Origin of the sequence: Actinomycetospora sp. (assembly GCF_036497585.1) — a bacterium.
Classification (GTDB): domain Bacteria; phylum Actinomycetota; class Actinomycetes; order Mycobacteriales; family Pseudonocardiaceae; genus Actinomycetospora.
Window position 1 is genome coordinate 12860 of record NZ_DASXJD010000243.1, and the last position, 21919, is coordinate 34778.

The window sequence follows — 21919 nt, forward strand, 5'->3', positions numbered from 1 at the left end:
TAACGAACGTTGGCGGGACCGCTGGTACCGCAATCCCTGACGACGATGCTGGAGAGAAGGCCGTGACCGAGAAGATCGACGTGAACGAGCTGGGTCGCAGCGTCGACCTGAAGACGCTGTCCGAGGACGACCTGGTGGCGACCATGCGCGACGCGCTGGCCGAGCCGGAGAGCGCGACGACCGTGGACGCCTCGGTCTTCGCGCGGCTGGTCAAGGGCGCGAGCAAGTCCCAGCTCGAGGCCGTGATGACCTCCGACGCCCGCCGCCCCGTGATCGACGCGATCTTCGGGCGGATGAGCGAGTTCTACTCGTCGTCCGGGTCGAGCGCGAAGCGCCAGGTCGTGCACTGGCACGTCACCGGTGCCCCGGGCGGGGGCAGCGACGACTACCAGACCGCAATGCAGCACGGCACCTGCGCCGTCTCGACGAGCCTCGACGAGGAGCCCCGCACCGAGCTGTTCATGAACGGCACGGAGTTCCTCAAGGTGGTCACGAACAACGCGAACCCGATCACGCTGTTCATGACCCGCAAGCTCAAGGTCTCCGGCGACGTCGGGTTCGCGACGGCCCTGCAGAAGATGTTCACGATCCCCTCCGCCTGACGAGTCCTGAAGGGCGTTCACCATGGCTTTCTCGATGGAACTGTCCGAGGACCACACCGACCTGCGCGACTGGGCGCACGGCTTCGCCGAGGAGGTCATCCGCCCGGCGGCGCACGAGTGGGACGAGCGCGAGGAGACGCCGTGGCCGGTACTGCAGGAGGCCGCGAAGATCGAGCTCTACAACTTCGAGACGCTCGCCTCCTTCTGGGGTGACGAGACCGGCCTGTCGCTGCCGATCGTCAATGAGGAGCTCTTCTGGGGCGACGGCGGCATCGGCATGGCGATCTTCGGGACCACGCTCGCCGTCGCGGGCATCTTCGCCTCGGGCACGCCCGAGCAGATGGTCGAGTTCATCCCGCAGTGCTACGGCGACGCCGACGACGTCAAGGTCGGGGCCTTCTGCTCCTCGGAGCCGGAGTCGGGCTCGGACGTCTCGGCGATGCGGACCAAGGCCGTCTACGACGAGGCCAAGGACCAGTGGACGCTCTCCGGCCAGAAGGCGTGGGCGACCAACGGCGGGATCGCGAACATCCACGTGGTGCAGGCCGTCGTCGACCCGTCACTGGGCAGCCGCGGGCAGGCCGCGTTCGTCGTGCCCCCCGGGACCCCGGGCCTGGAGTCGACCCGCAAGATCAAGAAGATGGGGCTGCGCGCCTCGCACACCGCGGACGTCTTCCTCGACGACGTCGTCGTCCCCGGCTCCTGCCTGCTGGGGGGCAAGGACAAGCTCGACGAGCGGGTCGCGCGGGCGCGCGAGGGCCAGAAGTCGAAGGGCTCGGCGGCGATGCAGACCTTCGAGCTCTCTCGCCCGACGGTCGGGGCGCAGGCCGTCGGGATCGCCCGCGCGGCCTACGAGTATGCGCTGGAGTACGCGAAGGGCCGGGAGACGTTCGGCCGGCCCATCATCGACAACCAGTCGATCGCCTTCACCCTCGCCGACATGAAGACCGAGATCGACGCGGCCCGGATGCTCGTCTGGCGGGCCGCCTGGATGGGGCGCAACGGGGTGCCGTTCGAGGCGGGCGAGGGCTCGATGTCCAAGCTCAAGGCCGGCCGTACCGCGGTGTGGGCGACGGAGCGCGCGATCCAGATACTCGGCGGCGCCGGCTACTCCCGCGAGCACCCGGTGGAGCGTATGCACCGCGACTCGAAGATCTACGACATCTTCGAGGGCACCGAGCAGATCCAGCAGCTCGTGATCGCCCGCTCCATCTCCGGGCGGCACATCGCGTAGGTGCCTGCGGCTCGTGAGCACTTTCCGTCGTTATAGCGACGGAAAGTGCTCACGAGCGCGAAGCGCACCTCTCGCGGCGCAGGAACTGCCCATGGCCGTCCCGGACGCGATGGGGAGACAGGCCAGCTGCTGGTCGGTGAGCGGCGACTCGGTGACGTCGTGGACGCGGGCGGAGTCGACGAGCACCCGACGCCCGACCAGGTCCGGCGCCACGTCCGAGCCGCTGGCGTCGACGACGCCGGCGACGTCTCCGCCCTGGATGCGCGGGAACGCGATCGGGCCGAGCCACCCCGCCGGTGCGTCGGGGTCCTCGGCGGTGCCGTACGCCCCTTCGCGGGTCCGCACGTCGGTGTTGTCGAGGGCCGCGGCGCTCACTCGGACCCGGATCTGCTCCCCCCCGGGACCGGAACCGGAACGTCGTGGCGCACGACGAGGACCTCCGGTCCACCGAACGCGCTGAGGACGGCCGCGGTCATCGTGGCCTCGTCGTGCACGTCTCCGCGCCTCCTTCCGGAGCCGGCGCCGACGGCCCGACCCCGACCAGCGCCCACTCGGCTCGGAGGGCGACGCCGGTGCCACACCGCGGGTAGTCGGCGACGACCGCACCGGGCCGTCGACACCCTCGCCCGGACCGACGAACTCGTGACGACCCTGGGCGACCACGGCGTCGACGTCGTCGGGGAGCCGGTGGCGTGGTTCTACGACCCGCCGTGGACCCTGCCCTTCCGGCGCCGCAACGAGATCGCCGTGCCGGTCGCGCAGACTCCGCGCGACGACCACGGCTCGCCCCCGGGGTGAGGGTCCGGCACCGGTCCAGGAGCCTGTTCGGGCCCAGGGGATTGCCGGTTCGTGACGGCGGGCACAGCTCATCCAAGCGCCCGACCCGCAGGAGGACCGATGGCCGTCGACACCTCGCTCGCCGCCGATCCGTCGGGCGTGCCCGAGGAGCTGACCGAGGCCCTGGGCACCGACTTCTTCTCGGTGCGCGACCGGTTCACCCCGCAGCAGTGGGACACGTTCATGGCGGTACGGCGGTTCGTCGACCACGAGGTGCTGCCGGCCGCCCCCGCCGCCTGGGACGCCGCGGAGATGTCGTGGGACCTCATCCGCCAGGCCGCCGACCTGGGCGTCATCGGTGACGACGTCGCCTCCCACGGCGGTGCCGGGCTCGACCCGCTGACGTCGGGCCTGGTCAACATGGAGCTCGCCCGCGGCGACGGCAGCCTCGCGGTCTTCGTCGTCGTCCACTCCGGGCTCGCGATGAAGACGATCGACGCGCTGGGCTCCGAGGAGCAGAAGGAGCGCTTCCTCCCGGCGATGTCCCGCCTCGACGTCGTCGGCGCGTTCGCGCTCACCGAGCCGGGCCACGGCTCCGACTCGGTCGCGCTGGAGACCACGGCCCGTCGCGACGGCTCGGACTGGGTGATCGACGGCGCGAAGCGCTGGATCGGCAACGGCAGCATCGCCGGGCGCACCGTCGTGTGGGCCCGCGACGTCGACTCGGAGAAGGTCCTCGGGTTCGTCGTGGACACCTCGACGCCCGGCTACTCGGCCAGCGTCATCCCGCGCAAGGGCTCGATGCGCTCGGTGTGGCAGGCCGACATCGACCTCGACGGCGTCCGCGTCCCCGAGGCCGACCGGTTGCCCGGCGCGGAGAGCTTCGCCGACACCACCCGGCTGCTCGCCACCACCCGCGGGACGTGCGCCTGGCTCGCGCTCGGCCACGCGACCGCCGGCTACGACGCCGCGCTGCGCTACGCGATGGAGCGCCACCAGTTCGGCAAGCCGCTCGCGGGCTTCCAGATCGTCCAGGAGCGGCTGGTCCGGATGCTCGCCGAGCTCACCGGCATGCAGCTCTACTGCATGCAGATCGCCCACCTCGCCCAGGAGGGCAAGCTGGGCCCGACGATCGCCGGGCTCGCCAAGATGAACAACACGCGCAAGGCCCGCTGGATCCTCTCCGAGGCCCGGGACCTGCTCGGTGGCAACGGCATCCTGCTCGACAACCACGTGATGCGGCACATGGCCGACATCGAGTCGGTGCACACCTTCGAGGGCACCGAGACGATGCAGACGCTCATCGTGGGCCGGGAGATCACGGGCCTCAGCGCGTTCACCTGAGCCGCGCGGGGCGCCTCAGCCCTTCCACCACTTCGGCCCCTTCACCTCGACCGAGCCGAAGGCGACCTTGCCGGTGACCACCACGTGCGGCCGGCCGGAGGCGCGTCCCTGGCGACGCTTGTCCTCCACGCTGCCCGCGGTGACGCTGACCGCGTCGAGGGAGGCGCTGGCGGAGTCGGGCAGGCGCAGCTCCACCGAGCCGAGGGTCATGTCGACGTCGAACTCGACCACCTCGTGGTCGATCACGGCCTCGGTCAGGTCGAGCTCCGCCGACCCGAGCCACCCGTCGATCTCCAGTCGGCGCGGCACCGCCCAAGCCCCGGCCCGCTTGACCGATCCCATCCGCGCGTGGAGGGCGACGGTGCCGCTGGTGTCGCCGGCGGAGTAGGCGGCGCGGGTCTCGTCGGGCGGCGGGGCGGCGGTCGTCCGGGTCTGCCGGGACTCGGCGGCGGTCCGGGCGCGGGCGCGGTCGGGGTGCTCGAGCGGCAGGTCGACGACGAGCGCGTTGAGCTCGCGGCGGGCGCGCGCGGTGGTGGCGAGCCCGGAGCGGCGGTCGAACTCGAGGGTGTCGAGCAGCCCCCGCGAGACCGCGGCCTGCAGCAGCCCGACGATGTGCTCCCGGTCGTCGTGGTCGACGGGGAGGTCGGCCGGGGTCGGCGGCAGGTCGCCGGTGCGGTCGGCCGGCTCCTCGGGTCCCGACGACGGGGCCGGCGCGACGGTCTCGGCGCCGGCGGCGCTCGCCGGGGGCGTGGTGGTCGCGGGTCCGGGGATGGCCGCGGAGGTCTCGGCCTCGGCGGAGCTGGGGGTGGGCGCCTGCTCGCGCCGGTCCTCGTCGGTCATGCCCGAGAGCCTGCCGTCGTCCGGGGCGTCGGACCTCCGGGTCGGACCCTGAACTCCACCCCGAGCCCGCAAGGCCGTGCCGGGGGTCCGATCGGGCGCTCTAGCCCTGTCTCAGGTTTTCGCGATACGCGGGAAGACGACGAGATTCGACGTCGGTAGGCGCCCCGATCCCCGTGACGCGGTCAACAGATCCCGGGGGACGGCGATACGAGACCGACTGCCACGTCGAGGGGACCCGCACGGCTGCCGCGGGGACTCCGGGGGGTCCACTCGGCGGACGAGATCAGCTCCCGACGCCGGAGGTGGCCGGCTCCCGGCGCGCGGGCCCGGGCAGGACCGGCATCGCCTCGTAGCCGCGCAGGATGCGGGTCGGCCGACGCCGCGCCGCACCCGCCGGCGCCAGGTCGGGGTACCGCTCGAAGAGCGCCCGCAGCGCGACCTCGCCCTCCATGCGGGCGAGCGCGGCCCCGAGGCAGTAGTGGATGCCGCTCGAGAAGGCGACGTGGTCGCGCGCGTTCTCCCGCCCGACGTCGAACACCGCGGGCTCCGGGAAGACGTCGGGATCCCGGTTCGCGCCGGCGAGCACCGTCACGACCAGGGACCCCGCGGGGATCTCCTGGCCGGCCACCTCGGTGTCCCCGCGGGCGCGGCGCGCGGTGCGCGACACCGGGGACTCGACGCGGAGCATCTCGTCGACGGCAGTCGGCCACAGCGATGGGTCGGCCGCGAGCCGCTCCCGCTGGTCGGGGTGGTCGAAGAGCAGCCGGGAGCCGTTCCCGATGAGGTTCACCGTCGTCTCGAAGCCCGCGGCGAGCACCAGCAGCGCCGTGGAGACCAGCTCGTGCTCGGTCAGGCCACGCCCGTCGTCGTCGGCCACCGTGACGAGCTGGGAGAGCAGGTCGTCGCCCGGCTCCTCGCGCAGCCGGCGCAGGTGCCCGGTCATCCACCGGTGCAGGGCGGCCACGTTGCTCTGGACCAGGGACCACCGGTCGCGCGGCAGCCCGAGATCGAGCGAGGCGGCGGCCCCGTCGCCCCACGCGAGGAACTGCTCGCGCATCGTCGTGGGGACGCCCAGCATCTCCGAGATCACGGTGACCGGGAGCAGGCTCGCGTAGCGCGCCACCAGGTCGACCGACCGGCCGTCGTCGTCGGCGAGGGAGTCGAGGAGCCCGGCGGAGATCTCCTCGGTGCGCCCCCGCAGCGCCGCCACGCGGCGCGCGGTGAAGGCGCGGGTGACCAGCCGCCGGTACCGGGTGTGGTCCGGCGCGTCGACCGCGAGCATCGACGGCGGGTCGATCGGGCCCGGGTAGGGCGGTGGGCCCGCGAGGCGCAGCGCGAGCCGCACCGCCGCCGGCATGGCCGCGTCACGGTCGGCGACCCCGAAGTCCTCGCTGCGCAGCACCTCGGTGCACACGTCGTGGTGCACGCTCACCCGGGAGAACGCCCCGCGCGCGAAGGGCCGGTGCTCGCGCAGCCGCTCGTAGTGGGCGAACGGGTCGCCCTGCAGGTCGGGATCGAGCAGGAGCGCGGCATCGGGGTTGCCGTGGCGCGCCTGGCGCCGGATCGCTGCCCGCATGAGCCCGTGCGTGGCCGCCCACCGCACCGTGCTGCGCACCCGTCCCGGCCCGTCAGCTGGCATACCCGACCTCCCGATCACGACGCGCGAACTGGTACGGGACTGTACCGATCAGCGGTGTGACGCGTCGAGCCACGGTCGGCGGGTACTCCCGGTCCTGTGCGCACCTCTGTCTCCGCCCGCGGGCCCGTCGACCCCGACGAGGCCTGGGAGCGCTACGCCGACCTCGACCGGTGGCCGGGCTGGGCGCCCCAGATCAGCGGGGTCACCGCCCCGCGGAGCCGCCTCGAGCCGGGGCTGACCGGCACCGTGCGCGCCGCGGGCGTGGTGCACGTGCCGTTCGAGGTGCTCGCCGTCGACGAGGCGGCCCGGACCTGGTCGTGGCAGGTTCGGGTGGGCCCGGTGCGGTTGGTGCTGCACCACGGGGTGGAGCCCGACGGCGACGGCACGCGGTCGTGGCTGGTGACCGAGGGGCCGGCGCTCGTCGTCGCGCCCTACACGCCGGTCGCGTTCATCGCCCTCCACGCCCACGTGGGCCCGCACGCGCGGGCCCTGCGCGGCTGACGGCGGGCCGGACCATGGGCGAGGAGGTCACGCGCCTGGTGCTGGTGGCGGACACCCACCTGCCCTCGCGCGCCAGGGAGATCCCCGACGAGGTCTGGGCGTCGGTCGAGTCGGCGGACGTCGTCGTGCACGCCGGCGACTGGACCGAGCCCGCCGCGCTCGACGCCTTCGAGGCCCGCTCGTCGCGTTTGGTCGCGTGCTGGGGCAACAACGACGGCGACGAGCTGCGCGCCCGCCTGCCCGAGGTGGCCCGGGCCGAGATCGGCGGCCTGCGACTCGCCGTCGTGCACGAGACCGGCGACGCCCGGGGTCGCGAGCGTCGCTGTGAGGAGTGGTTCGGTCCGGGTTCGGACGACCCGGCGGACGTCCTGGTCTTCGGCCACAGCCACATCCCGTGGGACTCCACGACGCCGGGCGGCGTGCGGCTGCTCAACCCCGGCTCGCCGACCGACCGGCGCCGCCAGCCCTTCGCCACGTTCATGACGGGCCGCGTCGTCGGGGGCGCGCTCACGATCGAGCGACACGACCTCCCGCAGCGTGCCCCGGCGCGTCGTCGCTGATCACCACCGGTGAGGGTCCGGATCACGACGCGGGCGGCCCGAGAGGTGCGGGACGACCGTTCTGCCCGGTTTCCGACGATCACGAGCAACGTCGGGTGGTCCTGACCGTCCCCCTTCATGAGCACGGTCAGTGATGCCCGTACCGTTCCCCCGTCACGTCGACACGCAGTACGACGGTGCACCGCACTGACCGGCCCGACCAGGACACCGACGGGAGGACGGCAGTCGTCTCCGTACCCGGGAGACCCGGGCAACGATGCACGACGCCACGAGGACGAGGGACGCACGGAAACGGCCGCGCGACCCCTGCCATCGAGACGAAACGGCCCGATGACGCTTCTTGCCGAGAGACCTGCCGACGAGGTCGACGAGAGTGAACTCGTCGTCGGTCGTCGCATCCAGGAGTTCTCGCAGCTGGCGGGACCGATCCGCGAGCTGGACGGCGACGGCTCCGACTACCGGGTGTCCTACCGCGGTGTCGAGGCCGTCCACGGACGTGGCCGCGTGTGGCGCTCGCTCGCCGTCGCGGCACTGAACTTCGCCTTCGAAGCCCTCTTCTTCCTGTGGCTGCTCCACCCCTCGCACCGGCCGCCGGTGACCGGCCCGGTGATCGCGCAGTACGCGAACTGGGTCGTCATCGGCTCGATCGGTCTCATGGAGCTGCTGCGGCTGATCAACGTCTTCTCGCTGTCGTTGGCCTCGGTGATCTCCCGCGACCCGGTGCCGGTCCCTCCGGCGCCCAACCAGCGGATCGCGTTCCTGACGACGATCGTGCCGAGCAAGGAGCCGATCGACGTGGTCCGCGGCACCCTGCAGGCCGCGCTCCGCATCCGCTACCAGGGCATCCTCGACGTCTGGATCCTCGACGAGGGTGACGACCCGGCGGTCCGCGCGATGTGCCGCGAGCTCGGGGTCAACCACTTCACCCGCAAGGGGACCGAGAAGTACAACCGCAAGAAGGGCCCCTTCAAGGCGAAGACCAAGCACGGGAACTACAACGCCTGGGTCGCCGAGCACGGGGACTCCTACGAGATCTTCCTGTCGGTCGACCCGGACCACGTCCCGCTGCCGAACTACGCCGAGCGCATCCTCGGGTACTTCCGGGACCAGGACGTCTCCTTCGTCGTCGGGCCGCAGTGCTACGCCAACGACGAGACGTTCGTGACGCGGGCCGCGGAGTCCCAGCAGTTCCCGTTCCACTCGCTGATCCAGCGGGCCGCGAACCGCTACAACGCCGCGATGCTGGTCGGGACGAACAACGCGATCCGCATCAGCGCCCTCAAGGGCATCGGCGGCCTGTCGGACTCGGTCACCGAGGACATGGCGACCGGCCTGAAGTTCCACACGCGGCGCAACCCGCAGTCCGGGGCCCGCTGGAAGTCGGTGTACACCCCCGACGTCCTGGCCGTCGGTGAGGGCCCGTCGTCGTGGGGCGACTTCTTCTCCCAGCAGATGCGCTGGTCGCGGGGCACGTTCGAGGTGCTGCTCACCGAGTTCTGGCGGCGTCTGCCACTGCTCTCGCCGGGGCGCGCGCTGCACTACTGCCTGATCACGACGTTCTACCCGTCGATGGCGATCGGCTGGATCCTCGGCGCGGTCAACGCCGTGCTGTTCCTCTCGCTGGGCGTCCAGGGCGTCGTCGTGCCGGTGCAGCTGTGGCTGGCGCTCTACATCGACGCCACCGCCTTCCAGCTCTGGGTCTACCTGCGCAACCGGCGCTACAACGTCAGCCCCTACGAGGCCGAGGGCTCCTCCGGCGTCAAGGGCATGCTGATGTCGATCTACGCATCGCCGATCTTCGCGGCGTCGCTGATCGCGACGCTGCTCCGGCTGCCGGCCCGGTTCGTGGTCACGCCCAAGGGGCTCTCGTCCACCGCGGACCACGTCCTGACGTTCCGGCGACACCTCCAGTGGGCGCTGGTGCTGGTGGCGGCCATCGTGGCGTCGATCGTCATGGGCTACGCGGCCCCGGCGGTGCTCCTGTGGCCCGTCGTGGCGCTGTGCGCCTGTCTCGCGCCGCCCACGCTGTGGATCATCGAGCGGGTCGTCGGGCGCCAGCCGGTCCTCACCGCCGAGGGCCCGCGCACCGCGACCGGGCGCACGGGCATCACCACCGAGTCCCTGCAGCGCGCCGCGCTCGACGCGCTCATCGCGCAGGGGCCGGACTCCGCGCCGTTCCGCTCGCCCATCGCGGACCGCCTCCCCGACGGCTGGGTCCGCACCGGGGTCCCGGCCACCGTGGGGGCGGGTGCTGCCGGCGGGGGCGGTGTCGACTCCCCGACGACGGCGGTCCGGCCCGAGGGTCCTGCCGGGCCCCGGCCCCCGCGCGACGTCACGTCCGGCGACCGCTACCAGCCGCTCCCGCGCGGGTGGGTCCGCGACGGCGAGCAGGCTCCCGAGACCGAGGTGCGGCGCGCTGACCCGCCGTCGCCGGGTCCGCGGGCGAACGGGCTGCGGCCGCGCCCCGTGCCGGCGCCCGGCGAGCCCCGTCCCCGCCCGGCCGGCGCGCCCCCGAACGGGACCCCGGTCCCGCCGCCCACCGTCGCCGGTAACGGGCACGCCCTGCCCGCGCCCGGTCCGGGTGGACCCGGTCGGCCGGGGGCCCCGCGACCCGGCCAGCCCGTGAACGGCCAGCCCCTTGCTCACGGTCAGTCCGTGATCGGCCAGGCGGGTCCGGGCCAGCCGGCTGCCGGTCAGCCCGCGAACGGCCAGGTCCCGGCGAACGGCCAGGCCCCGGCGAAGGGCCAGGCCCCGGCGAACGGCCAGGCCGCGAAGGGTCAGCCCCCCGCGGCCGGTCAGCCGGCGGCTCCAGGCGGCGCCGCGGCCCTCGGTCCCGGCGGGCCGCGCCCGGCCGGCCCGCGCCCGAGCCCGTCGCCCCGCCCCGGCCCGGCACCGGCCGACCCCACCCGGACCCAGGCCCCGGCCCAGCCCGGGGAACGTCCGGCCGCCGACGCCGGCGGGCAGGCCGAGGGCGGGCGTCCCACGCCCGCTCCGCGGCCCGTCCGCCGCAGCCGGCCCCTCCGGCCCACCCCGACCACGGAGGGCGCGCGCCCCGAGGGTCCCGACGCGCCGCGGCCCGGCGAGCCGGCACCCCGGACCGAGAACGGTCGGCCCACGCCCGGCCCGAGCCCGGCTCCGCGCCCCGAGGCCCGTCCGCGGCCCGGGCCTGCCGACGCGGCCCCGGCCGCCGGTGCGCCCGGCGCGCCGTCGGAGTCGCGGCCCGAGCAGGCCGTCCGCACCACCGCGGTCCACCGCAACGAGATCGCCCCGCTGGAGCGGCGGTCCCGCGCGGCGGCCAACGGCCGTGCGGCCGCGGACGGCGCGGCCGCCCCGGACCGTGCCGCCGTCGCCGGCGGCACGCCCGAGGACGGCGTCGCGCCCTCGTCACCGGCGACGGGGACGGGCACGCTCGCGGGCCGGCCCTCGCCGTCGGCGCGACCCCGGCCGACGCCGGCCGCGCCCGCACCGTCGTCCGACGGATCGGACGACGGCGACGGGATGTCCACCGCCGAACGGTCCCTGCACGCGTCGACGGTCGCGGTGCGCGTGGTCGCGCTGGCGGCCGTGGCGCCCGCCGTCGCGGCGGCGCGCAGCGACGGGGCGGCGCGGCGGACCCGGGAGCCGGAGCAGACCGAGGCCAGCTGAGTCGCCGCGAGGATCGATCCGGCGCGGATCGATCCACGGCGACGGCGCACGCGGAGGCCTCGGGTCCGTTCGGCTCCTGCCCCGGGTGTGGGAGCACGGTGAGGACCGGGGTGCGAACGGGTCACATCCGGCCGGATGGGACTCTTGGCCGCGACGAGGCCGGCCCGGCATCGGGAGCGGTCGCGAGGAACACCGGGGGTGGCTCGGAAGGATGTCGGCACGACGGAGGCGCATCGCCGCGGCGGCGCTGGCCGCGGTCGCGGCGATGACACTGGCGGCATGCTCGGGCGGGGGATCCCAGCAGGCGTCGCAGGCACCCCAGACGGTCGTGCCGCCCGCGGCCTCGGAGTTCTGGGTGGACCCGGCCTCGGAGGCCGCCAAGCAGGTCGAGCAGTGGCGCAAGGACGGCCGGGTCGCGGACGCGGCGGAGCTGGAGAAGATCGCCCGCCAGCCGGTGGCCCGCTGGATCGGCAGCGAGGGCAACACCACCACCGAGGTCAAGGGCATCGTCGGCGAGGCGAAGCAGGCCGGTCGCACGCCCGTCCTCGTCGCCTACAACATCCCCAACCGCGACTGCGGCCAGTACTCGTCGGGTGGCGCCGACAACGACGACGCCTACCGCGACTTCGTCCAGCAGATGGCCGACGGGCTCGGCGGCACGAAGGCCGTCGTCATCCTCGAGCCCGACGCGCTCGCGCAGACGCTCACCAAGTGCGAGGGCCAGGGCGAGCAGGGCGACCGGGAGGGCCTGCTCGCCGGCGCGGTGAAGACGCTCAAGGGCGCCGGCGGCGAGGTCTACATCGACGCGGGTAACCCGGGCTTCGTCACCGACACCGGGCAGCTCGCCGACGGCCTGCGCAAGGCCGGGGTCGACGACGCGGCCGGGTTCGCCCTCAACGTCTCGAACTTCCAGCGCAACGACGCCGTCGAGTCCTACGGGAAGAAGGTCTCCGACCAGCTCGGCGGCAAGAAGTTCGTCATCGACACGAGCCGCAACGGCAACGGGTCCTACAACGGCCCCGAGCAGCCGACCTGGTGCAACCCGCCCGGACGCGCCCTCGGCACCCCGCCCACCCGTCACACCGGTGACTCCCGCGTGGCCGCGTACCTGTGGGTGAAGGAACCCGGCGACTCCGACGGCAACTGCCGCGGCTCCCCCGCCGCGGGCGACTTCATGCCCGACTACGCGCTCGGCCTCGCGAAGGCGACCAAGAGCTCCTGACCCCCGTGGGCCCCCTCGGCGTCGAGGGGCCCCACCGGTGTCTCAGGCGCACGCCGGGATCAGGTGCCGTACGCGTAAACCACGGCGGCCATGTCCTCCTTGCCGTGCCCCGCCCCGCTGGCGGCGGCCAGGCGGTCGGCGATCGCGTCGGCCAGCGTCGTCGCCGTGCCGGCCTCGGTCATGGCGTCCCGGATCAGCTCGGTGTCCTTGATGACCCCGTCGAGCTGGAAGGACGGGGCGAAGTCCCCGGTCACCATGGCCTTGCCCTTGAGCTGGAGGTAGGGCGAGTCGACGGCCTGGCCCTCCACGGCCTCGAGGAACTGCTGCGGGTCCAGGCCGAGCCCGCGTGCCAGCGCGATCGACTGCGCCACGCCGTTCACCATGGTGCCGATCCAGGCGTTCACCGCGAGCTTGAGCTTGCTGCCGTCGCCGAGGGTCTCGCTGACCCACTGGGTCCGCGACCCCATGGCGTCGAACGCCGCCGAGACCTTGTCCCGCAGCGCCGAGGGCCCGGAGACCAGCCACACCAGCTTGCCGTTCTCGGCCGGCGCCTTGGTGCCGAGCACCGGCGCGTCGAGGACGTCGATCCCGCGCTCGGCGGCGAACGACGCCACGCGCCGCGTGCCCTCGATGCCCACCGTGCTCGACTGCACCCACACCGCGCCCGCCGGCCACGACTCGGCGACGTCGGCCATCACCGACAGGACCGGCTCGATGTCGAAGAACATGGTGACGACAACCTCGGCGCCCGCGACCGCCTCGGCCGCGGAGCCGGCCACCGTCGCCCCGTCGTGGGCGAGGGGCTTCGCCTTCTCCGGGCTGCGGTTCCAGACGGCGACGTCGTGTCCCTCGCGGAGCAGGCTGCGGGCCATCCCCGCGCCCATGATCCCGGTGCCGAGCACCGCTACTGAAGTCATGCCGGGGGGATACCCGGGCCGTCAGCGGCCCATCGTGAAGAACTCCGCGTTGGGACGCAGCGCGGTCAGGTGCGCGAGGCGGTTGGACATCGCGAAGAGGGCGGTGATGGCACCGACGTCCCAGATCTCGTCATCGGACAGGCCCGCCTCGCGTGCGGCGTCGATGTCGTCGTCGGTGAAGGACGCGGAGTCGACGGCCAGGGTGAGGGCGAGGTCGACGATGGCGCGCTGCCGCCCGGAGAGCTCGGCGCCGTAGGGGTTGATGCCGACGTGGTCGGCGAGCTCCGGGTCCTTGGTGCGGATCCGCAGGATCGCGCCGTGGGCGACGACGCAGTACGCGCAGTGGTTCGCCCCGGACGTCGCGACGACGACGAGCTCGCGCTCGGCCTTGGACAATCCTTCGTCGCTGTCCATCAGCGCGTCGTGGTAGTCGAGGAACGCCCGCAGCTCGCGGGGCCGGCGACCGAGGGCGCGGAAGATGTTCGGGACGAAGCCGGACTTCTCGGCGATCGCGCCGACGCGCTCGCGCAGGTCGTCCGGGAGGTCGGCGAGCTCGACGACGCCGAAGCGGCTCACATCGCTCATGGCCGCGACCGTAGTCCGCGGATCAGGATCCCGGGGCCCGGAACGTGGTGTGGCAGCGCTGCTCGGTCACCGACTTGATGTGCGCCACGGCGGGCTCGGCCTGCTGCCGCAGCGTCGTCAGCTCGTCGCGATCGATCTTCCTCGGATCGCCGCCGGTGCGCGCGAGGGAGTCGAGCCCCTGGTCGGTGAGCCGCTGCACCGTGCGCCAGTCGGCCGCGAGCTCCGGCGGGGCGGTGGCGACGAGGTCGTCGACCTGCTTGCGGGCCGCCGCGCCGGCCCTCTGCACCCCGCCCTGGCCGGCCTGGGGCGAGGACTGCTCGGCCTGCACGCGGGCCACGGTGGCGCAGTAGGACCGCACGGCGGGGTCCACCGTCGTCGTCGGGGCCGCCGGGACGGACGCGGCCGTCGGCGCCGGATCGCCACCGCAGGCGCCGAGCAGCACCCCCGAGAGGACGAGGCCCGTCGCGAGGGTCGCCGTCCGGGCGCCCCGGCGTGTGGGGGCGGCTGCGCTGGTGCTCATCGCCGCGGTCCCTCCTCGTGCTCCTCGTCGGTGTGCTCCCCGACCGCCGACGGCCCGATGTTGGCACCCGCCGCGCCGGCGTCCCGGCCCGGGTCCCTCCGCCGCGTCCCGGTGACCGCCCGGGGTGACGCAGCCCGGGCAGGGCTCCCGCCTCCGGCCCCCGTCGTGCCACAGTGACCGCCATGCACGTGAGCGACGAACACCGGGCGATCGTCCGACGCTGGTGCGCCCAGCGCGTGCCCGCGTCGCAGCGTGACTCCCTGCAGATCTCCTACACGGAACGGGCGGGCCGGATCACGCTGTCCTGCCGGCGTGCCCCGGTGTTCCCCGAGCTCGCCACCGAGTGGTCCACCGCCCCCATCGCGCAGCTGCGCTACGACGCCGCCGACGGCCGGTGGGTGCTGCTGTGGCCGGATTCCGGCGGCCGGTGGCACCGCTATCCCGACGAGACGAAGGCCGTGTCCCCCGCGCCGCTGCTCGACATCATCGACGCGGACCCGACCGGCATCTTCTGGGGGTGACCCGCTCGCCGGACGAGGCGGCCCAGCCGGACCTCGCGACGATGGCCGCGCGCGTCACCGCCTTCGACGCCGCGCACCGCCGGGAGGTCGACCCCGCGACGCTCACCCCCGTCCGCGGCCGTGACGGGGACCTGGGCCCGCCCCGCCGGGCCGCCGTCGCCGTCGTCGTGCTCCGCGACCCGGAGCGGGGGCCCGGGGTGCTGCTCACCCGCCGGACGTCGCGGCTGCGCGACCACCCCGGCCAGTTCGCCCTGCCGGGCGGGTCGGTCGACCCGGGCGAGGACACCGTGACGGCGGCCCGCCGCGAGCTGGACGAGGAGCTCGGGCTCCCCCTCGCGCCGGACCGGGTCGTCGGGCTGCTCGACGACTACCCGACGCGGTCCGGCTTCGTCATCACCCCGGTGGTCATGACGGTGGACGCGGCGGTGGCCTCGCTGACGCCGTCGCCGGACGAGGTGGCGCGGGTCTACCACGTGACGCTCGACGAGCTCGACGTCGAGCCGTACTACCTGGAGATCCCGGAGTCGGACCGGCCGGTGGTGCAGCTGCCGATCGTCGGGCACCGGGTGCACGCGCCGACCGCGGCCGTGCTGCTGCAGTTCCGCGAGGTCGCGCTGCGTGACCGCCCGACCCGGGTCGACGGGCTCGAGCAGCCGGTCTTCGCCTGGCGCTGAGACCTCGCGCAGTGACGGTGGAGGATCCAGAGAGTACCCACGTCGACGGGGTTCTGTTTCTGGATCGTTGACGACGCGTGACGAGCGCCCCGAATCGGTGCGCCGAGCGGATGCCCCGTGGTTGTGTGGTCAGGCACCCTGACGAAGGAAGCGTGACGCTCGTGTGCGGAATCGTCGCTGCGTACGGTGACATCGACCCGGAGAAGTGCGAGCGCATGCTGGCTCGCATCAACCACCGAGGCCCTGACGACTCGGGCCGCATCCAGCTCGAGACGGCCTGGCTCGGACACCAGCGCCTGTCGATCATGGACGTGACCGGCGGCAAGCAGCCCATCGCGGACGAGACCGGCTCCGCCTACGTCGTCGGGAACGGCGAGATCTACAACCACGAGGCGATCCGGGACCAGCTCTCGGAGGTCCGCTTCGCGACCGACTCGGACACCGAGTCGGCGTTCCGCCTCGTGCTGCGCGACGGCTCGGCCGCGCTGCACGACCTGCGCGGCATGTACGCGCTGGCGATGGCCCACACCGACGGCCACGGCGTCGTCGCGCGGGACCCGATCGGCATCAAGCCGCTCTACTGGGCCCGCCTCGACGACGTCACGCTCTTCGCCAGCGAGCTGCGCGCCTTCGACGAGGAGGACCAGCCGATGGTCGAGGCGTTCCCGCCGGGGTACGTCTGGACCCCCGGCCTGCCGGGCGCCAACGTCGCCGACGGCTCGATGGTCCGGTTCGCCGACGCCGTGCCGGTGCACGTCCGCCCGGCGCGCTACGCCCCGGACAAGAACTGGGACGAGGCCACGCTCTCGCACGTGCGGATGGTGCTCACCGACTCGGTGCGCCGGCACATGATGTCCGACGTCCCCGTCGGGGTGTTCCTCTCCGGTGGCCTCGACTCCGCGATCGTCGCCGCGGTCGCGGCCAAGGTCGCGCAGGAGAAGGGCGAGAAGCTGCCCACCTTCGCCGTCGGGACGGAGAACAGCGCCGACCTGCTGGCGGCGCGGGCGGTCGCCGAGTACCTCGGCACGGAGCACCACGAGATCATCCCGACCGCCGAGGACCTCGAGGAGGCCCTCGACGAGGCGGTGACGGTGATCGAGCACTTCGACCCGGCGCTGGTGCGCTCCGCGGTGCCGAACCTGCTGCTGGCCCGCGAGGCCGTCAAGCACGTCAAGGTCGTGCTCACCGGCGAGGGCGCCGACGAGCTGTTCGCCGGCTACTCCTACGTCCACGAGGACCCGGCGTTCGGCACGCCGGACGCCCTGCAGGCCGAGCTCGTCCGCTCCATCGAGACGCTGCACGAGCTGAACCTGCAGCGCTGCGACCGCACCACGATGAACTACGGCCTCGAGGCCCGGGTCCCGTTCCTCGACGCGACGGTCATGGAGGAGATGCTCGCCGTCCCGGCCGAGTGGAAGCTCATGGGCGAGGGCCGCACCGAGAAGCAGCTGCTCCGCGAGGCGTTCCAGGACATGGTGCTCGACGACATCCTCTGGCGCGGCAAGGAGCAGTTCGGCGACGGCTCCGGGGCGGGTGAGGTGCTCGCGGAGCTCGTCGAGAAGGAGAAGGCGAAGGAGGGCGCCCAGGGCGCCGAGGCCCCGGCCGTCGAGAACGGCTGGGACCTGCGCAGCGACGAGGAGATCGCCTACTACCGGACCTGGGTCCGGACCTTCTCCGGCGTCCGGCCGAACCGGACACTGGGCGCGTTCGCGACCGCCTGACACGAAGGGCCCCGGGTCGGCGATGCCACGGATTGCGGCGTCGACGGCCCGGGGTAGCCGGTGACCATGACCAACGTTCCCGACGTCAGGCTGAACAGCGGCGCCTCCATCCCGCAGCTCGGGTTCGGCGTGTTCCAGATCGACCCGCAGGACACCGCGAAGACCGTGCAGACCGCCTTCGAGGTCGGCTACCGCCACATCGACACGGCGCAGATGTACGGCAACGAGGCCGAGGTCGGCGAGGCCATCGCGAACTCGGGGCTCCCGCGCGACGAGGTCTTCGTCACCACGAAGTGCAACAACTCGAACCACGGCTACGACGACTCGCAGCGTGCGCTCGACGAGAGCCTGGCGAAGCTCGGGCTCGAGTACGTGGACCTCTACCTCATCCACTGGCCGCTGCCCGGCAAAGACCTCTACGTCGAGACGTGGAAGGGCTTCGAGCAGGCCGCGAAGGACGGGAAGGCGCGTTCCATCGGCGTCTCGAACTTCAAGACCCACCACCTCGACCGGCTCGCACGGGAGACCGGCACGACGCCGGCGGTCAACCAGATCGAGCTGCACCCGCACCTGCAGCAGCCCGAGATGCGCGAGTACCACCGGCAGCACGGCATCGCCACCGAGGCCTGGAGCCCCATCGGGCAGGGCAAGGGCGTCATCGACGAGGACCGCATCGTCGCGATCGCGAAGGGCCACGACAAGACGCCGGCCCAGGTGACGCTGCGCTGGCACATCCAGCTCGGGAACATCATCTTCCCGAAGTCGGTGACCGACCACCGCATCCGCGAGAACTTCGACATCTTCGACTTCGAGCTCACCGACGAGGAGATGTCGGCGATCGGCGGGCTGGACCAGGGCAAGCGCCTCGGCCCGGACCCCGACCAGTTCGACCGTTGAGACCACTCCGGTCGCACTCCCTCGGCGACCGGACGCCGGGACGGCCCGGGTGCCCTCGCCGGGCACCCGGGCCGTTCGCGCGTTCACCAAGGAGGACGGGATGGGCTTCTCCGACGAGTGCCGGGCCGGGTCCGCCGGGGCCTGGGACGCCGCCGTCGGGCACCGGTTCGTCGACGAGCTGTGGGCGGGCTCGCTCGACGACGCCGTGCTCGCCCGCTACCTGGTGCAGGACCTGCAGTTCCTCGACGCCTTCGTCGCCCTGCTCGGGGCGGCCGTCGCGACCGCCGGGCGGCCCCGCCCGCGCCTGGTGCTCGCCCGCCAGCTGGGGCTCGTCGCCGGGGACGAGGACGACTACTTCACCCGGGCGCTGGACCGGCTCGGCGTCCCGGGCCCGGAGCGCTGCGACCCGGTCCTCGCGCCACCGACCCGGGGCTTCCTCGACCTGATGGACACCGCCCGGCGCTCGGGCGACCACGGCGTCGTGCTCACCGTGCTGCTGGTCGCGGAATGGCTCTACGCCGACTGGGCCGCCCGCGAGCAGCCGGCGCCCGACGATCCGCTGCACGCCGAGTGGATCGAGCTCCACCGCGGTCCGGCGTTCACGGCGTGGGTGGCGTTCCTGCGCGACGAGGTCGACCGGGTGGCGACGACGGCCGGCGGGGCCGTCCGGTCGCGGATGGCTGAGGTCTTCGGGCAGGCCGTGGAGCTGGAGCGGGAGTTCTTCGACGCCGCGTACGGCTGGACGACGGACCGGGGCTGAGCTCGGGACGAGCGCCGGCGGATCGGGCGACGGCCGCGTCGACAAGGCGGCGGGGTTCGGAGGGCCGCGGCTCAGGCGGCCGCGCGCCGCCGGTTCGCGAGCCGACGCCGCTGCGCGTCGAGGTGCGGCCGGGCCCGACGCTGTCCACCGCGGGCGTCGATCGCGGCCGCGAGGGCGTCGAGCACCCGCGCCAGGCGCTCGACGTCGGGCGCCCAGCCGCGCCGCTCGCACTCCTCGAGCCAGTCCACCGCCCCGCGGTGCCCCCGCTCGCCGTTGCACCGCCCGCACGCCGCGACCTCGTTCTCCAACCACGACGGCCCGCCCCTGACCTTCGGGATCACGTGATCGGTCGTGGCCGGGACCCGGCCGTCGAGCGGGCGGGCGCACCACAGGCACGTGGCCCCGTCGCGGACGTGCGCCGCCGCGAGCCGCTCGGAGCGCCCGGGCTGTCGCATCCCCTCCAGGATGCCCCGACCCGCCGTCGAGCGCCCGTGTGACGGTTGGGTGACGGGACCCCGCGGCCGATTGATGGCCCCGCCGCCGCGTGCATGCCTACCGGAGCAGCCGTGGCTCGAGAAGGGGGACCGTGCCGACCTACGCGTTCCGTTGCCCGGCAGGTGTACCTGCTGCTCGGCGCCGCGCCCGTCGAGGGACGCCTGTCGGGGGTGGTCGACATCCCCGACTCGTGCGCCACGCTCTACGTCCCCACGGCGATCTTCGACGTCGACGTCCGCCCGGGCGCCGCCGGACCCACCCGCGTCGAGCGCGGGCAGTGCGCCGTGAGCAGCTGAGCCGCGGCCGGGAGAAGATCGGTCGCGTGACGACCGAGACGCCCTGGTGGCGCGACGCCGTGATCTACCAGGTCTACATCCGCAGCTTCGCCGACTCCGACGGCGACGGGATCGGGGACCTGGCCGGCCTCACCGACCGGCTCGGCTACCTCCGCGACCTCGGCGTCGACGCGCTGTGGATCAACCCCTGGTACGCCTCGCCCCAGGTCGACAACGGCTACGACGTCGCGGACTACCGCGCGATCGAACCCGCCTACGGCACCCTCGCCGACGCGGAGAAGCTGATCGACGCGGCCCACGAGCACGGGCTGCGGGTGATCCCCGACCTCGTCCCCAACCACCTCTCCTCGCAGCACGCCTGGTTCGCCGAGGCGCTCGCCGCGGGCCCCGGCTCGCCGGAGCGCGCCCGCTTCGTCTTCCGCCCGGGGCGCGGCCGTGACGGCGGGGAACCCCCGACGAACTGGCGGTCCCATTTCGGCGGGCCCGCCTGGACCCGGGTGACCAGCCCGGACGGTGGACGCAGTGAGTGGTACCTGCACCTGTTCGACCCCGGCCAGCCCGACGTGGACTGGCGGCACCCCGACGTGCGGGCCGAGTTCGAGGAGGTCCTGCGGTTCTGGTTCGACCGGGGCGTCGACGGGTTCCGGGTCGACGTCGCCCACGGGCTCGTCAAGGACGCCGACCTCCCGGACCTCCCCGAGGCCGGGGACCTCACCGGCGCCTCGCACGACCCGGGCGCGCACCCCTTCGCCGACCGCGACGAGGTCCAGGAGATCTACGAGTCCTGGCGAGGGATCGCCGACGAGTACCCCGGCGCCCGGATGTTCGTCGCCGAGGCGTGGGTCCCGAGCCCGGAACGCTTGGCCCGCTACGTCTCCCCGGGCCGGCTGCACACCGCGTTCAACTTCGACTTCCTCCTGGCGCCGTGGGAGCCCACGGCGCTGCGCGAGGCGATCGACGTCACCACCGGGCACCTCCACGGCGTCGGCGCCCCCGCGACCTGGGTGCTCGAGAACCACGACGTCGTCCGGGCCCCGAGCCGCTACGGGCGCCGTCGCGACGGCACCGTCGACGTCGCGCTGGGGGCACGGCGGGCGCGGGCGGCGCTGCTGCTGACGACGGCGCTGCCCGGCGGCGTGTACGTCTACCAGGGCCAGGAGCTGGGGCTGCCGCAGGTCTCGGACCCGGCAGACCTCCCCGACCACGCCCTCCGCGACCCCACCTGGGAACGCTCCGGGCGCACCGAGCGCGGCCGCGACGGGTGCCGGGTGCCGCTGCCATGGACAGCAGAGCCGGCGGGCCATTTCGGGTTCGGTCCCGACGACGGCCGGGCGCCGTGGCTCCCGCAACCGGACTGGTTCGGCGGGTACGCCGTCGACGTCGAGGACGGCGACCCCTCGTCGACGCTCACGCTGGCCCGCGCGGCCCTGGCCCGCCGCGCGGCGCTCGACGCGCTGGGGGAGGGCCCCCTGAGCTGGGAGTCGGCGCCCGGCGACGAGGTGCTCGCGTTCCGGCGCGGGCCGGGCTTCGCCTGCGTGGTCAACCTCTCCGCGGCGGCGGTGCCGCTGCCCGCCCACGGGGAGGTCCTGCTGGTCAGCACCCCCCTCGACGACGACGGCGCGCTCGTCCCCGACGCCGCCGCGTGGCTCGTCGTCGACTGAACGCCGCGCAGATGTGACATCGCGGGTGGGGACGCGGCCGACCGGACGTGGTGGGCTCGAGGATCACGTCCGTCCCCGGGGAGGTCCGAGATGCCACCACCGACCGACGCCGAGTACTTCGAGCTGGGCGACGTCACTCTCGTGCACGGGGCGACGCTGCGCGGCGCGCGCCTGGCCTACAAGACCTACGGCACGCTCAACGCCGACCGCAGCAACGCCGTCGTCTACCCGACGTGGTACTCGGGCTGGCACACCGACAACGAGTGGCTCATCGGCCCCGGCATGGCCCTGGACCCCGACGAGTGGTTCATCGTCGTGCCGAACATGCTCGGCAACGGGCTGTCGACCTCGCCGTCGAACGCCGCACCGCCCTACGACCGCGCGCGCTTCCCGCTGGTGACCTTCGCCGACCAGGTGGAGTGCCAGTACCGGCTGGTCACCGAGCACTTCGGCATCACGACGCTGCCGCTGGTCACCGGGTGGTCGATGGGAGCCGGTCAGACCTACC

Annotated in this window: 22 protein-coding genes and 1 pseudogene; 16 read left to right on the forward strand and 7 right to left on the reverse strand. The window is 73.6% G+C overall.

The window, feature by feature from the left end:
- Positions 1–62: 62 nt before the first annotated feature.
- Both VGH76_RS25265 and VGH76_RS25270 read left to right on the forward strand, forming a co-directional pair.
- Positions 63–602, forward strand: coding sequence for an SCP2 sterol-binding domain-containing protein (locus VGH76_RS25265; protein WP_331559524.1), 540 nt, complete (start codon positions 63–65; stop codon positions 600–602).
- Between the two features lie 34 nt (positions 603–636).
- On the forward strand, positions 637–1836 hold the full coding sequence (locus VGH76_RS25270; RefSeq protein ID WP_331559525.1) for an acyl-CoA dehydrogenase family protein: 1200 nt from the start codon (positions 637–639) through the stop codon (positions 1834–1836).
- A 30-nt stretch (positions 1837–1866) separates the two neighbouring features.
- Here VGH76_RS25270 and VGH76_RS25275 read toward each other — a convergent pair whose 3' ends face one another.
- Positions 1867–2211, reverse strand: a complete 345-nt coding sequence (locus VGH76_RS25275; protein ID WP_331559526.1) for an alcohol dehydrogenase catalytic domain-containing protein — start codon at positions 2209–2211, stop codon at positions 1867–1869.
- Positions 2212–2478: 267 nt separating this feature from the next.
- On the opposite strand from VGH76_RS25275, the gene VGH76_RS25280 reads away from it, so the two are divergent.
- Together VGH76_RS25280 and VGH76_RS25285 are read left to right on the forward strand one after the other, a co-directional pair.
- Entirely contained in the window at positions 2479–2634 is a 156-nt protein-coding gene (locus VGH76_RS25280; protein ID WP_331559527.1) for a hypothetical protein, read from the forward strand.
- Positions 2635–2733: 99 nt separating this feature from the next.
- On the forward strand, positions 2734–3957 hold the full coding sequence (locus tag VGH76_RS25285; RefSeq protein ID WP_331559528.1) for an acyl-CoA dehydrogenase family protein: 1224 nt from the start codon (positions 2734–2736) through the stop codon (positions 3955–3957).
- 15 nt (positions 3958–3972) lie between these two features.
- On the opposite strand, the gene VGH76_RS25290 is transcribed toward VGH76_RS25285, so the two are convergent.
- On the reverse strand, positions 3973–4797 hold the full coding sequence (locus tag VGH76_RS25290; RefSeq protein ID WP_331559529.1) for a DUF1707 domain-containing protein: 825 nt from the start codon (positions 4795–4797) through the stop codon (positions 3973–3975).
- A gap of 283 nt (positions 4798–5080) precedes the next feature.
- On the reverse strand, positions 5081–6436 hold the full coding sequence (locus tag VGH76_RS25295; protein ID WP_331559530.1) for a cytochrome P450: 1356 nt from the start codon (positions 6434–6436) through the stop codon (positions 5081–5083).
- A gap of 96 nt (positions 6437–6532) precedes the next feature.
- On the opposite strand from VGH76_RS25295, the gene VGH76_RS25300 reads away from it, so the two are divergent.
- The 4 genes from VGH76_RS25300 (at position 6533) to VGH76_RS25315 (ending at position 12364) form a co-directional block, all read left to right on the forward strand.
- Complete coding sequence (locus VGH76_RS25300) at positions 6533–6937, forward strand: SRPBCC family protein (RefSeq protein WP_331559531.1); 405 nt, start codon at positions 6533–6535, stop codon at positions 6935–6937.
- A 14-nt stretch (positions 6938–6951) separates the two neighbouring features.
- Positions 6952–7497: a metallophosphoesterase gene (locus tag VGH76_RS25305; protein WP_331559532.1), complete on the forward strand. Its 546-nt coding sequence runs from the start codon at positions 6952–6954 to the stop codon at positions 7495–7497.
- A 330-nt stretch (positions 7498–7827) separates the two neighbouring features.
- Positions 7828–11142 carry a glycosyltransferase family 2 protein gene (locus VGH76_RS25310; RefSeq protein WP_331559533.1) on the forward strand — a complete coding sequence of 1105 codons (3315 nt, stop codon included), beginning with the start codon at positions 7828–7830 and terminating at the stop codon, positions 11140–11142.
- Between the two features lie 211 nt (positions 11143–11353).
- Complete coding sequence (locus VGH76_RS25315; RefSeq protein WP_331559534.1) at positions 11354–12364, forward strand: glycoside hydrolase family 6 protein; 1011 nt, start codon at positions 11354–11356, stop codon at positions 12362–12364.
- A gap of 59 nt (positions 12365–12423) precedes the next feature.
- Here VGH76_RS25315 and VGH76_RS25320 read toward each other — a convergent pair whose 3' ends face one another.
- From VGH76_RS25320 to VGH76_RS25330, 3 genes are read right to left on the reverse strand one after another with little or no spacing between them, the layout of a single operon-like run.
- Positions 12424–13281 (reverse strand): NAD(P)-dependent oxidoreductase, encoded by an 858-nt coding sequence (locus VGH76_RS25320; RefSeq protein ID WP_331559535.1) that lies wholly within the window; start codon positions 13279–13281, stop codon positions 12424–12426.
- A 21-nt stretch (positions 13282–13302) separates the two neighbouring features.
- Positions 13303–13866 carry a peroxidase-related enzyme gene (locus VGH76_RS25325; RefSeq protein WP_331559536.1) on the reverse strand — a complete coding sequence of 188 codons (564 nt, stop codon included), beginning with the start codon at positions 13864–13866 and terminating at the stop codon, positions 13303–13305.
- Between the two features lie 22 nt (positions 13867–13888).
- A complete protein-coding gene (locus VGH76_RS25330; protein WP_331559537.1) occupies positions 13889–14386 on the reverse strand; it encodes a hypothetical protein in 498 nt (165 codons plus the stop codon).
- 188 nt (positions 14387–14574) lie between these two features.
- Here VGH76_RS25330 and VGH76_RS25335 point away from each other — a divergent pair, with 188 nt between their 5' ends.
- The 5 genes from VGH76_RS25335 (at position 14575) to VGH76_RS25355 (ending at position 18959) form a co-directional block, all read left to right on the forward strand.
- The gene (locus VGH76_RS25335; protein WP_331559538.1) at positions 14575–14907 is read left to right on the forward strand and encodes a DUF3024 domain-containing protein; all 333 of its coding nucleotides are present in this window, start codon (positions 14575–14577) and stop codon (positions 14905–14907) included.
- Positions 14904–15581 (forward strand): CoA pyrophosphatase, encoded by a 678-nt coding sequence (locus VGH76_RS25340; protein ID WP_331559539.1) that lies wholly within the window; start codon positions 14904–14906, stop codon positions 15579–15581. The genes VGH76_RS25335 and VGH76_RS25340 overlap by 4 nt, the downstream gene beginning before the upstream one ends.
- A gap of 152 nt (positions 15582–15733) precedes the next feature.
- Positions 15734–17302 carry an asparagine synthase (glutamine-hydrolyzing) gene (gene asnB / locus VGH76_RS25345; RefSeq protein ID WP_331559540.1) on the forward strand — a complete coding sequence of 523 codons (1569 nt, stop codon included), beginning with the start codon at positions 15734–15736 and terminating at the stop codon, positions 17300–17302.
- A 66-nt stretch (positions 17303–17368) separates the two neighbouring features.
- Positions 17369–18199, forward strand: coding sequence for an aldo/keto reductase (locus VGH76_RS25350; RefSeq protein ID WP_331559541.1), 831 nt, complete (start codon positions 17369–17371; stop codon positions 18197–18199).
- A gap of 49 nt (positions 18200–18248) precedes the next feature.
- On the forward strand, positions 18249–18959 hold the full coding sequence (locus VGH76_RS25355) for a TenA family protein (RefSeq protein ID WP_331559542.1): 711 nt from the start codon (positions 18249–18251) through the stop codon (positions 18957–18959).
- Between the two features lie 71 nt (positions 18960–19030).
- Here the strand turns inward: VGH76_RS25355 and VGH76_RS25360 are convergent, their stop codons facing one another.
- Complete coding sequence (locus VGH76_RS25360; protein WP_331559543.1) at positions 19031–19414, reverse strand: HNH endonuclease signature motif containing protein; 384 nt, start codon at positions 19412–19414, stop codon at positions 19031–19033.
- Positions 19415–19573: 159 nt separating this feature from the next.
- Between VGH76_RS25360 and VGH76_RS25365 the strand changes: the two are divergent.
- From VGH76_RS25365 to VGH76_RS25375, 3 genes and pseudogenes are all read left to right on the forward strand, one after another.
- Positions 19574–19750 (forward strand): annotated as a pseudogene (locus VGH76_RS25365) (acetamidase/formamidase family protein); the annotation flags it as partial.
- Positions 19751–19776: 26 nt separating this feature from the next.
- Positions 19777–21411 (forward strand): glycoside hydrolase family 13 protein, encoded by a 1635-nt coding sequence (locus VGH76_RS25370; protein WP_331559544.1) that lies wholly within the window; start codon positions 19777–19779, stop codon positions 21409–21411.
- A 90-nt stretch (positions 21412–21501) separates the two neighbouring features.
- A partial coding sequence (locus tag VGH76_RS25375) for an alpha/beta fold hydrolase (RefSeq protein ID WP_331559545.1) occupies positions 21502–21919 on the forward strand: 418 nt, incomplete at its 3' end.

Excerpts from the sequence above, each read along its gene's own strand:
- VGH76_RS25270 (WP_331559525.1), top strand. The coding sequence starts at position 637 with ATGGAACTGTCCGAGGACCACACCGACCTGCGCGACTGGGCGCACGGC.
- VGH76_RS25285 (WP_331559528.1), top strand. The coding sequence starts at position 2,734 with ATGGCCGTCGACACCTCGCTCGCCGCCGATCCGTCGGGCGTGCCCGAG.
- VGH76_RS25290 (WP_331559529.1), bottom strand. The coding sequence starts at position 4,797 with ATGACCGACGAGGACCGGCGCGAGCAGGCGCCCACCCCCAGCTCCGCC.
- VGH76_RS25295 (WP_331559530.1), bottom strand. The coding sequence starts at position 6,436 with ATGCCAGCTGACGGGCCGGGACGGGTGCGCAGCACGGTGCGGTGGGCG.
- VGH76_RS25305 (WP_331559532.1), top strand. The coding sequence starts at position 6,952 with ATGGGCGAGGAGGTCACGCGCCTGGTGCTGGTGGCGGACACCCACCTG.
- VGH76_RS25310 (WP_331559533.1), top strand. The coding sequence starts at position 7,828 with ATGACGCTTCTTGCCGAGAGACCTGCCGACGAGGTCGACGAGAGTGAA.
- VGH76_RS25315 (WP_331559534.1), top strand. The coding sequence starts at position 11,354 with ATGTCGGCACGACGGAGGCGCATCGCCGCGGCGGCGCTGGCCGCGGTC.
- VGH76_RS25320 (WP_331559535.1), bottom strand. The coding sequence starts at position 13,281 with ATGACTTCAGTAGCGGTGCTCGGCACCGGGATCATGGGCGCGGGGATG.
- VGH76_RS25325 (WP_331559536.1), bottom strand. The coding sequence starts at position 13,866 with ATGAGCGATGTGAGCCGCTTCGGCGTCGTCGAGCTCGCCGACCTCCCG.
- VGH76_RS25330 (WP_331559537.1), bottom strand. The coding sequence starts at position 14,386 with ATGAGCACCAGCGCAGCCGCCCCCACACGCCGGGGCGCCCGGACGGCG.
- VGH76_RS25350 (WP_331559541.1), top strand. The coding sequence starts at position 17,369 with ATGACCAACGTTCCCGACGTCAGGCTGAACAGCGGCGCCTCCATCCCG.
- VGH76_RS25360 (WP_331559543.1), bottom strand. The coding sequence starts at position 19,414 with ATGCGACAGCCCGGGCGCTCCGAGCGGCTCGCGGCGGCGCACGTCCGC.